The 12,180-nt window shown below is 48.1% G+C and carries 1 protein-coding gene, 1 tRNA gene and 6 rRNA genes; all 8 read left to right on the plus strand.

From position 1 onward, the window contains the following. The first annotated feature begins 789 nt into the window (after window positions 1-789). The 8 genes from I7804_RS07565 (at window position 790) to scfA (ending at window position 11,976) form a co-directional block, all read left to right on the plus strand. Window positions 790-2,336 (plus strand): 16S ribosomal RNA (locus I7804_RS07565). Window positions 2,337-2,499: 163 nt separating this feature from the next. Continuing rightward, window positions 2,500-2,617: ribosomal RNA gene (rrf, locus tag I7804_RS07570) — 5S ribosomal RNA — on the plus strand. Between the two features lie 335 nt (window positions 2,618-2,952). Further along, a 23S ribosomal RNA gene (locus tag I7804_RS07575) occupies window positions 2,953-5,867 on the plus strand. Between the two features lie 759 nt (window positions 5,868-6,626). Beyond that, a 16S ribosomal RNA gene (locus I7804_RS07580) occupies window positions 6,627-8,171 on the plus strand. An 82-nt stretch (window positions 8,172-8,253) separates the two neighbouring features. Next, window positions 8,254-8,371 (plus strand): 5S ribosomal RNA (gene rrf / locus I7804_RS07585). Window positions 8,372-8,375: 4 nt separating this feature from the next. Then, window positions 8,376-8,449, plus strand: a tRNA-Ile gene (locus I7804_RS07590). Between the two features lie 244 nt (window positions 8,450-8,693). Next, window positions 8,694-11,608: ribosomal RNA gene (locus I7804_RS07595) — 23S ribosomal RNA — on the plus strand. Together the 16S, 23S and 5S rRNA genes with 1 tRNA gene alongside form the textbook arrangement of a ribosomal RNA operon. 218 nt (window positions 11,609-11,826) lie before the next feature. Further along, window positions 11,827-11,976, plus strand: a complete 150-nt coding sequence (gene scfA, locus I7804_RS07600; protein WP_022755440.1) for a six-cysteine ranthipeptide SCIFF — start codon at window positions 11,827-11,829, stop codon at window positions 11,974-11,976. The last annotated feature ends 204 nt before the right edge of the window (window positions 11,977-12,180 follow it).

Consider the following 12,180-nt stretch of genomic DNA (forward strand, 5'->3'; position numbering starts at 1 on the left):
CAATGATATATATACTGCCACCCTCCGTAAAGGCTTTGAGGATGTTGGTTCGTCCAAGTGGGAAGTGTGAGTAATTATAAAGTACTCATCCCCTATAGTGATCTTTTGGCATTTTAGAGAACTTGATATTGTTGGAAATGCATTTTTATTTTAACATAAAATATAGAACAAATAACAAATTACTCGAATTTCCTGTTTGTAAAACGTAGCTCAAAGAAGTGTAGGGGGATAAGATGGGATTTTAAATAGCTAAAAGCAAAAAGGTGCAGAAATATCTAATCAAACGTAGTCAAAAAAATAAATAACGATTTATTCAAAAAATGTTTGACATCGGGGCTGTAAAGACATATAATCAATTTCGCTGTCGCAAACAGCAGCTTTCCCTGAGGGTCGGGAGACCGCTTATATAGCTGCAAGGATAGTAAAAAAGATTATAAAAAAGTTCTTGACAATTACAAAGCAGCGAGTTAAGATATAACACGTTGCGGCGAACGAAAGCCAAGACACAAAAGCTTAAAAGCCTTAAGGCAAGAGCTTTTGAAAGCACTTTGACAACTTAACAGTAATGCAACCCTGAAAATTCCAGTTCTTCTTTTAAAGAAGGACAGAATGTTCAGAAGAACAAAAACCAAAAGTAAATTTTTGATGGTTTAGCCACCATCAAGCTGTTAGAAATAACAGTGGAGCAGAATTATTCTGATTAAGTCAGCATAAGTCTGAACCGGCGAACTCGGAATCACAAAGTGATTCCAAGCGTAAGAAGATCATTTATGATCTTTGTCGCATTTTAAAAGTGAGAGTTCGATCCTGGCTCAGGATGAACGCTGGCGGCGTGCCTAACACATGCAAGTCGAACGGAGTTTAGCGCTGATGAAGCTTCGGCAGATTCTTGTTAAACTTAGTGGCGGACGGGTGAGTAACGCGTGGGTAACCTGCCTCATACAGGGGGATAGCAGTTGGAAACGACTGATAACACCGCATAAGCGCACAGGATCGCATGATCTAGTGTGAAAATATTTATAGGTATGAGATGGACCCGCGTCTGATTAGCTAGTTGGTGAGGTAACGGCCCACCAAGGCGACGATCAGTAGCCGGCCTGAGAGGGCGGACGGCCACATTGGGACTGAGACACGGCCCAAACTCCTACGGGAGGCAGCAGTGGGGGATATTGCACAATGGGCGAAAGCCTGATGCAGCGACGCCGCGTGAGTGAAGAAGTATTTCGGTATGTAAAGCTCTATCAGCAGGGAAGAAAGACCTCGTAAGAGAGGGATGACGGTACCTGAGTAAGAAGCCCCGGCTAACTACGTGCCAGCAGCCGCGGTAATACGTAGGGGGCAAGCGTTATCCGGATTTACTGGGTGTAAAGGGAGCGTAGACGGTGTATCAAGTCTGAAGTGAAACCCCACGGCTCAACCGTGGGCTTGCTTTGGAAACTGGTAGACTAGAGTACTGGAGAGGTAAGCGGAATTCCTGGTGTAGTAGTGAAATGCGTAGATATCAGGAAGAACATCAGTGGCGAAGGCGGCTTACTGGACAGCAACTGACGTTGAGGCTCGAAGGCGTGGGGAGCAAACAGGATTAGATACCCTGGTAGTCCACGCAGTAAACGATGAATACTAGGTGTTGGGAGACATAGTCTTTCAGTGCCGGCGCTAACGCAATAAGTATTCCACCTGGGGAGTACGTTCGCAAGAATGAAACTCAAAGGAATTGACGGGGACCCGCACAAGCGGTGGAGCATGTGGTTTAATTCGAAGCAACGCGAAGAACCTTACCAGATCTTGAGATCCAGATGAATTATGGGTAATGCCATAAGACCTTCGGGACATCTGAGACAGGTGGTGCATGGTTGTCGTCAGCTCGTGTCGTGAGATGTTGGGTCAAGTCCCGCAACGAGCGCAACCCTTGTCCATAGTAGCCAGCAGTAAGATGGGCACTCTATGGAGACTGCCAGGGATAACCTGGAGGAAGGTGGGGATGACGTCAAATCATCATGCCCCTTATGATCTGGGCCACACACGTGCTACAATGTCGTAACAAAGGGAAGCGACCCTGCGAAGGTGAGCAAATCCCAAAAATAACGACCCAGTTCGGACTGTAGGCTGCAACCCGCCTGCACGAAGCTGGAATCGCTAGTAATCGCAGATCAGAATGCTGCGGTGAATACGTTCCCGGGTCTTGTACACACCGCCCGTCACACCATGGGAGTCGGAAATGCCCAAAGTCAGTGGCCTAACCGTAGGAGGAGGAGCTGCCTAAGGCAGGTCGGATAACTGGGGTGAAGTCGTAACAAGGTAGCCGTAGGAGAACCTGCGGCTGGATCACCTCCTTTCTAAGGAAAATAAAGAAGGAAGAAGTAGGGAGTTGCATTACTGTTTAGTTGTTAAGGTTATTTTTAACTAAAAAACAAAGAAAAGTCTTTGAGAAATCGAGCTTGACAGACAAAAGACTGCAGAGTAAGATATCAAAGCACTGAACATTAACAACAAAACATTTCTGGTGGCGATGCGCTTGGGGGAAACACCCGTTCCCATCTCGAACACGACGGTTAAGACCTAAGCGGCCGAAAGTACTATACTGGTGACGGTATGGGAGGATAGGTGGCTGCCAGATTTATAAAAAAAGTTTGAATGATGATGAGAGATCAGAAAACAAAAGTCTTCCGATTTCTGATGACTGTTCAAACAGTCAGACTTAGATCGTGATCGAAGATCATGAATAAGGTAATTGTTCCTTGAAAACCGAATACTGAAATATAGATTATATCAAGATCCAAAAGATCAAAGATATGTTCTATGTCCAAACCAAAATCAAGACATCAAAAAATGATGAAGAAATTCATCAAGACCATTTCAAAAGAAATGGGCCTTATCTTACTCATATCGCTGTGAGAAAGATAAGAAGAGAATCCAGATGATCGAAAGATCAGGACTGATTCCTGCATAACAGGTTAAGTTATGTAGGGCGCAGGGCGGATGCCTTGGCACTAAGAGCCGATGAAAGACGTGATAAGCTGCGAAAAGCTGCGGGGAGAGGCAAATACTTCAAGATCCGCAGATATCTGAATGGGGCAACCTAACCAGGGAGACCCTGGTTGACCTTAACTGAATCCATAGGTTAAGGCCGGGAACCCGGTGAACTGAAACATCTAAGTAGCCGGAGGAAGAGAAAACAAAAGTGATTCCGTAAGTAGCGGCGAGCGAACGCGGAAGAGCCCAAACCGGAGAGCTTGCTTTCCGGGGTTCGGACTGCATGATCGATTCAAATCTGCTAACAGAAAGGTCCTGGAAAGACCTGCCAGAGAACGTGAAAGCCGTGTATGTGAAAGTGGAAGAGACGAGGCAGAATCCAGAGTAGGACGAGACACGTGAAACCTTGTCTGAAAGAGCGGGGACCACCCCGTAAGGCTAAATACTACTTAGTGACCGATAGCGCATAGTACCGTGAGGGAAAGGTGAAAAGGACCCCGGGAGGGGAGTGAAAGAGAACCTGAAACCCTGTGCCTGCAAGCTGCGAAAGCTCTATATACGAGTGATCGCGTACTTTTTGTAGAACGGTCCGGCGAGTTATGTATACCGGCAAGGTTAAGTGTTTAAGACACGTAAGCCGAAGGGAAACCAAGTGTGAATAGTGCGAATAGTCAGTATACATAGACCCGAAACCGGGTGATCTATCCATGGACAGGATGAAGCGGCCGTAAAAGGCTGTGGAGGTCCGAACGCACATCCGTTGAAAAGGGTGGCGATGAGCTGTGGATAGGGGAGAAATTCCAATCGAACTCGGAGATAGCTGGTTCTCCCCGAAATAGCTTTAGGGCTAGCCTTGTAGCGTGCCTGTTGGAGGTAGAGCACTGAATATCCGCGGGGCTTCACCGCTTACCAAAGATTATCAAACTGCGAATGCCAGTCAGGTTTAGCACAGGAGTCAGACTGCACGAGATAAGTTGGGCAGTCAAAAGGGAAACAGCCCAGATCTACGGCTAAGGTCCCAAAGTACGTGTTAAGTGGAAAAGGATGTGGGATTTCATAGACAGCTAGGATGTTGGCTCAGAAGCAGCCACCCATTCAAAGAGTGCGTAATAGCTCACTAGCCGAGAGGTCCTGCGCCGAAAATTACCGGGGCTAAAACACGACACCGAAGCCTAGGGATTGCTTGTATCTACGGGTATAAGTGATCGGTAGGGGAGCATTCATAAGAGCGTAGAAACTGTACCGATAAGGAGCAGCGGAGCGTTATGAAGAGAGAATGCCGGAATGAGTAGCGAGATGAGGGTGAGAATCCCTCAGGCCGAATATCCAAGGATTCCAGGGTAAAGCTGATCTGCCCTGGGGAAGTCGGGACCTAAGACGAGGCCGAAAGGCGTAGCCGATGGACAGCAGGTTGATATTCCTGCACCAGATATCATCAGAACTGTGGGGACACAGGTGATAAGGACAGCCCGGGAGAGCAGCCCGGGGCAAGCATGGCAAGAGGAAAGGGAGAAAACCCCTTTCAGGATCGAGCTGTGTGACGTGGAGCGAAATAAAGTAGTGAAGTGTCCGGAGGACCTGTCGAGAAAAGCCGCTATAGTGTGATATCTGCCCGTACCGTAAACCGACACAGGTGGATGAGGAGAGAATCCTAAGGCCGACGGAAGAAGCATTGCTAAGGAACTCGGCAAAATGTACCCGTAACTTCGGGATAAGGGTAGCCCTCATGTATGAGTATATGAGGGCCGCAGAGAAGAGGCTCAAGCAACTGTTTAGCAAAAACACAGGTCTATGCGAAACCGAAAGGTGAAGTATATGGGCTGACGCCTGCCCGGTGCTGGAAGGTTAAGAGGAGAGGTTAGAGCAATCGAAGCTTTGAATTTAAGCCCCAGTAAACGGCGGCCGTAACTATAACGGTCCTAAGGTAGCGAAATTCCTTGTCGGGTAAGTTCCGACCCGCACGAAAGGCGTAATGATTTGAGTACTGTCTCGGCAATGCATCCGGTGAAATTGAAGTGCCAGTGAAGATGCTGGCTACCCGCGCCAGGACGGAAAGACCCCATGGAGCTTTACTCCAGCTTGATACTGGGATCCGGTATTGTATGTACAGGATAGGTGGGAGGCTAAGAGATTGTGGCGTCAGCTGCAAAGGAGCCGCTGTTGGGATACCACCCTTACCGTACTGGATTTCTAACCATGGACCGTGAAACCGGTCCGGGGACAATGTCTGGCGGGGAGTTTGACTGGGGCGGTCGCCTCCGAAAGAGTATCGGAGGCGCTCAAAGGTTCCTTCAGGATGGACGGAAACCATCCGAAGAGTGCAAAGGCATAAGGGAGCCTGACTGTGACACCGACGGGTGGAACAGGTACGAAAGTAGGACTTAGTGATCCGGTGGCAGAACGTGGGATTGCCATCGCTCAACGGATAAAAGCTACCCTGGGGATAACAGGCTTATCACTCCCAAGAGTTCACATCGACGGAGTGGTTTGGCACCTCGATGTCGGCTCATCACATCCTGGGGCTGTAGCAGGTCCCAAGGGTTGGGCTGTTCGCCCATTAAAGTGGTACGCGAGCTGGGTTCAGAACGTCGTGAGACAGTTCGGTCCCTATCCGGCGCGGGCGTAGGATATCTGAGAGGAGCTGTCCTTAGTACGAGAGGACCGGGATGGACGGACCGCTGGTGTATCTGCTGCGAAGGCAATCGCATAAGGCAGGGTAGCCAAGTCTGGCAGGGATAAACGCTGAAGGCATCTAAGCGTGAAGCCCCCCTCAAGATGAGATATCCCCACGCAAGTGGTAAGACCCCTTGGAGAGTACGAGGTTGATAGGCACAAGGTGTAAGAGTGGTAACATTCTCAGCTGATGTGTACTAATAGGTCGAGGACTTAACCAAAAAAGTCAAGAAAAGTTTGGAGATTCAGTGTTCGGTTTTGAAGGAATGATCAAGGCTCTGTGCATAGCACGGAGCTTTTTTTGTGTCTGTTATTATAGATTACGCCTTAAGGATGCAGTTTTATTGAAAAGTTATCGGGATAAGCCGTAAATATAAATATAATTACGATTTATCCAAAAAGTGTTTGACATTGTGGCAATAACATCCTATAATCAAATTCGCTGTCGCAAGAAAACAGTTTTTTCTGAGGGTCGGGAGACCACTTATAAAGCTGAACTGATAGCAAAAAATATTCAAAAACTTCTTGACAATCTAATAGCAGCGAGTTAAGATATAACACGTTGCGGCGAACGAAAGCCAAGACAAAAGAGCTTTAAAGTCAGTAGATAAAAAGCTTCTCTAAGAAAAAAAGTTCTTGACAAGATTAAAGCAGCGAGTTAAAATATAACACGTTGCGGCGAGCAAAAGCTAAGACACAAAAGCTTGAAAGCCAGAAGGCAAGAGCTTTTGAAAGCACTTTGACAACTTAACAGTAATGCAACCCTGAAAATTCCAGTTCTTCTTTTTAAAGAAGGACAGAATGTTTAGAAGAACAAAAACCAAAAGTAAATTTTTGATGGTTTAGCCACCATCAAGCTGTTAGAAATAACAGTGGAGCAGAATTATTCTGATTAAGTCAGCATAAGTCTGAACCGGCGAACTCGGAATCACGAAGTGATTCCAAGCGTAAGAAGATCATTTATGATCTTTGTCGCATTTTAAAGTGAGAGTTCGATCCTGGCTCAGGATGAACGCTGGCGGCGTGCCTAACACATGCAAGTCGAACGGAGTTTAGCGCTGATGAAGCTTCGGCAGATTCTTGTTAAACTTAGTGGCGGACGGGTGAGTAACGCGTGGGTAACCTGCCTCATACAGGGGGATAGCAGTTGGAAACGACTGATAACACCGCATAAGCGCACAGGATCGCATGATCTAGTGTGAAAATATTTATAGGTATGAGATGGACCCGCGTCTGATTAGCTAGTTGGTGAGGTAACGGCCCACCAAGGCGACGATCAGTAGCCGGCCTGAGAGGGCGGACGGCCACATTGGGACTGAGACACGGCCCAAACTCCTACGGGAGGCAGCAGTGGGGGATATTGCACAATGGGCGAAAGCCTGATGCAGCGACGCCGCGTGAGTGAAGAAGTATTTCGGTATGTAAAGCTCTATCAGCAGGGAAGAAAGACCTCGTAAGAGGGGATGACGGTACCTGAGTAAGAAGCCCCGGCTAACTACGTGCCAGCAGCCGCGGTAATACGTAGGGGGCAAGCGTTATCCGGATTTACTGGGTGTAAAGGGAGCGTAGACGGTGTATCAAGTCTGAAGTGAAACCCCACGGCTCAACCGTGGGCTTGCTTTGGAAACTGGTAGACTAGAGTACTGGAGAGGTAAGCGGAATTCCTGGTGTAGTAGTGAAATGCGTAGATATCAGGAAGAACATCAGTGGCGAAGGCGGCTTACTGGACAGCAACTGACGTTGAGGCTCGAAGGCGTGGGGAGCAAACAGGATTAGATACCCTGGTAGTCCACGCAGTAAACGATGAATACTAGGTGTTGGGAGACATAGTCTTTCAGTGCCGGCGCTAACGCAATAAGTATTCCACCTGGGGAGTACGTTCGCAAGAATGAAACTCAAAGGAATTGACGGGGACCCGCACAAGCGGTGGAGCATGTGGTTTAATTCGAAGCAACGCGAAGAACCTTACCAGATCTTGAGATCCAGATGAATTATGGGTAATGCCATAAGACCTTCGGGACATCTGAGACAGGTGGTGCATGGTTGTCGTCAGCTCGTGTCGTGAGATGTTGGGTCAAGTCCCGCAACGAGCGCAACCCTTGTCCATAGTAGCCAGCAGTAAGATGGGCACTCTATGGAGACTGCCAGGGATAACCTGGAGGAAGGTGGGGATGACGTCAAATCATCATGCCCCTTATGATCTGGGCCACACACGTGCTACAATGTCGTAACAAAGGGATGCAACCCTGCGAAGGTGAGCAAATCCCAAAAATAACGACCCAGTTCGGACTGTAGGCTGCAACCCGCCTGCACGAAGCTGGAATCGCTAGTAATCGCAGATCAGAATGCTGCGGTGAATACGTTCCCGGGTCTTGTACACACCGCCCGTCACACCATGGGAGTCGGAAATGCCCAAAGTCAGTGGCCTAACCGTAAGGAGGGAGCTGCCTAAGGCAGGTCGGATAACTGGGGTGAAGTCGTAACAAGGTAGCCGTAGGAGAACCTGCGGCTGGATCACCTCCTTTCTAAGGAAAATAAAGAAGGAAGAAGTAAGGAGTTGCATTACTGTTTAGTTGTTAAAGGCATGAACCTTTAAAACAAAATATTTCTGGTGATGATGCGCTTTGGGGAAACACCCGTTCCCATCTCGAACACGACGGTTAAGACTAAAGCGGCCGAAAGTACTATACTGGTGACGGTATGGGAGGATAGGTGGTTGCCAGATTTATGGGATTATAGCTCAGCTGGTTAGAGCGCACGCCTGATAAGCGTGAGGTCGGTGGTTCGAGTCCACTTAATCCCACTTGAGATAATTATTATCTCATTTCGTTCCTTGAAAACCGAATACTGAAATATAGATTATATCAAGATCCAAAAGATCAAAGATATGTTCTATGTCCAAACCAAAAATCAAGACATCAAAAATGATGAAGAAATTCATCAAGACCATTTCAAAAGAAATGGGCCTTATCTTACTCATATCGCTGTGAGAAAGATAAGAAGAGAATCCAGATGATCGAAAGATCAGGACTGATTCCTGCATAACAGGTTAAGTTATGTAGGGCGCAGGGCGGATGCCTTGGCACTAAGAGCCGATGAAAGACGTGATAAGCTGCGAAAAGCTGCGGGGAGAGGCAAATACTTCAAGATCCGCAGATATCTGAATGGGGCAACCTAACCAGGGAGACCCTGGTTGACCTTAACTGAATCCATAGGTTAAGGCCGGGAACCCGGTGAACTGAAACATCTAAGTAGCCGGAGGAAGAGAAAACAAAAGTGATTCCGTAAGTAGCGGCGAGCGAACGCGGAAGAGCCCAAACCGGAGAGCTTGCTTTCCGGGGTTCGGACTGCATGATCGATTCAAATCTGCTAACAGAAAGGTCCTGGAAAGACCTGCCAGAGAACGTGAAAGCCGTGTATGTGAAAGTGGAAGAGACGAGGCAGAATCCAGAGTAGGACGAGACACGTGAAACCTTGTCTGAAAGAGCGGGGACCACCCCGTAAGGCTAAATACTACTTAGTGACCGATAGCGCATAGTACCGTGAGGGAAAGGTGAAAAGGACCCCGGGAGGGGAGTGAAAGAGAACCTGAAACCCTGTGCCTGCAAGCTGCGAAAGCTCTATATACGAGTGATCGCGTACTTTTTGTAGAACGGTCCGGCGAGTTATGTATACCGGCAAGGTTAAGTGTTTAAGACACGTAAGCCGAAGGGAAACCAAGTGTGAATAGTGCGAATAGTCAGTATACATAGACCCGAAACCGGGTGATCTATCCATGGACAGGATGAAGCGGCCGTAAAAGGCTGTGGAGGTCCGAACGCACATCCGTTGAAAAGGGTGGCGATGAGCTGTGGATAGGGGAGAAATTCCAATCGAACTCGGAGATAGCTGGTTCTCCCCGAAATAGCTTTAGGGCTAGCCTTGTAGCGTGCCTGTTGGAGGTAGAGCACTGAATATCCGCGGGGGCTTCACCGCTTACCAAAGATTATCAAACTGCGAATGCCAGTCAGGTTTAGCACAGGAGTCAGACTGCACGAGATAAGTTGGGCAGTCAAAAGGGAAACAGCCCAGATCTACGGCTAAGGTCCCAAAGTACGTGTTAAGTGGAAAAGGATGTGGGATTTCATAGACAGCTAGGATGTTGGCTCAGAAGCAGCCACCCATTCAAAGAGTGCGTAATAGCTCACTAGCCGAGAGGTCCTGCGCCGAAAATTACCGGGGCTAAAACACGACACCGAAGCCTAGGGATTGCTTGTATCTACGGGTATAAGTGATCGGTAGGGGAGCATTCATAAGAGCGTAGAAACTGTACCGATAAGGAGCAGCGGAGCGTTATGAAGAGAGAATGCCGGAATGAGTAGCGAGATGAGGGTGAGAATCCCTCAGGCCGAATATCCAAGGATTCCAGGGTAAAGCTGATCTGCCCTGGGGAAGTCGGGACCTAAGACGAGGCCGAAAGGCGTAGCCGATGGACAGCAGGTTGATATTCCTGCACCAGATATCATCAGAACTGTGGGGACACAGGTGATAAGGACAGCCCGGGAGAGCAGCCCGGGGCAAGCATGGCAAGAGGAAAGGGAGAAAACCCCTTTCAGGATCGAGCTGTGTGACGTGGAGCGAAATAAAGTAGTGAAGTGTCCGGAGGACCTGTCGAGAAAAGCCGCTATAGTGTGATATCTGCCCGTACCGTAAACCGACACAGGTGGATGAGGAGAGAATCCTAAGGCCGACGGAAGAAGCATTGCTAAGGAACTCGGCAAAATGTACCCGTAACTTCGGGATAAGGGTAGCCCTCATGTATGAGTATATGAGGGCCGCAGAGAAGAGGCTCAAGCAACTGTTTAGCAAAAACACAGGTCTATGCGAAACCGAAAGGTGAAGTATATGGGCTGACGCCTGCCCGGTGCTGGAAGGTTAAGAGGAGAGGTTAGAGCAATCGAAGCTTTGAATTTAAGCCCCAGTAAACGGCGGCCGTAACTATAACGGTCCTAAGGTAGCGAAATTCCTTGTCGGGTAAGTTCCGACCCGCACGAAAGGCGTAATGATTTGAGTACTGTCTCGGCAATGCATCCGGTGAAATTGAAGTGCCAGTGAAGATGCTGGCTACCCGCGCCAGGACGGAAAGACCCCATGGAGCTTTACTCCAGCTTGATACTGGGATCCGGTATTGTATGTACAGGATAGGTGGGAGGCTAAGAGATTGTGGCGTCAGTTGCAAAGGAGCCGCTGTTGGGATACCACCCTTACCGTACTGGATTTCTAACCATGGACCGTGAAACCGGTCCGGGGACAATGTCTGGCGGGGAGTTTGACTGGGGCGGTCGCCTCCGAAAGAGTATCGGAGGCGCTCAAAGGTTCCTTCAGGATGGACGGAAACCATCCGAAGAGTGCAAAGGCATAAGGGAGCCTGACTGTGACACCGACGGGTGGAACAGGTACGAAAGTAGGACTTAGTGATCCGGTGGCAGAACGTGGGATTGCCATCGCTCAACGGATAAAAGCTACCCTGGGGATAACAGGCTTATCACTCCCAAGAGTTCACATCGACGGAGTGGTTTGGCACCTCGATGTCGGCTCATCACATCCTGGGGCTGTAGCAGGTCCCAAGGGTTGGGCTGTTCGCCCATTAAAGTGGTACGCGAGCTGGGTTCAGAACGTCGTGAGACAGTTCGGTCCCTATCCGGCGCGGGCGTAGGATATCTGAGAGGAGCTGTCCTTAGTACGAGAGGACCGGGATGGACGGACCGCTGGTGTATCTGCTGCGAAGGCAATCGCATAAGGCAGGGTAGCCAAGTCTGGCAGGGATAAACGCTGAAGGCATCTAAGCGTGAAGCCCCCTCAAGATGAGATATCCCCACGCAAGTGGTAAGACCCCTTGGAGAGTACGAGGTTGATAGGCACAAGGTGTAAGAGTGGTAACATTCTCAGCTGATGTGTACTAATAGGTCGAGGACTTAACCAAAAAAGTCAAGAAAAGTTTGGAGATTCAGTGTTCGGTTTTGAAGGAATGATCAAGGCTCTGTGCATTGCATGGAGCTTTTTTTTGTCTGTTACTATTCTATGTTTTTTGCTCAAATGCGCATAAATATAGGCAAAAACCTTTTTACACACTACCTAAACTATGGTATACTTATTAAACGTATGAGATTATCTCATTTTATTTTATCGGGAGGAAATACCATGAAGCACGTTAAGACACTTGCTACAAGAAATCTTAAAGAGTCTATGAAGAAGGGCGGATGCGGCGAATGCCAGACATCTTGTCAGTCAGCTTGTAAGACATCTTGCACAGTTGGTAATCAGAGCTGTGAGCAGCTTGCTAAGAACTAACCTTTTTTCTATTCAATTGGTTCAGATTCTGATGTTTCCCTTTTGGGGATGATCGGACCCCAGTAATCCGTCAATTATCTCAAGGGATTATGTAAGCATGTATAGCGATATTCCTAGTAATTTATTACAGGCATATTGCTATACTTGTTTTCTGTGTTTTTAAATTTTAATATTATTTACTGGTAGATAGAGAGTTATAGATTT

Source organism: Butyrivibrio fibrisolvens (assembly GCF_023206215.1).
GTDB lineage: Bacteria > Bacillota > Clostridia > Lachnospirales > Lachnospiraceae > Butyrivibrio > Butyrivibrio fibrisolvens_C.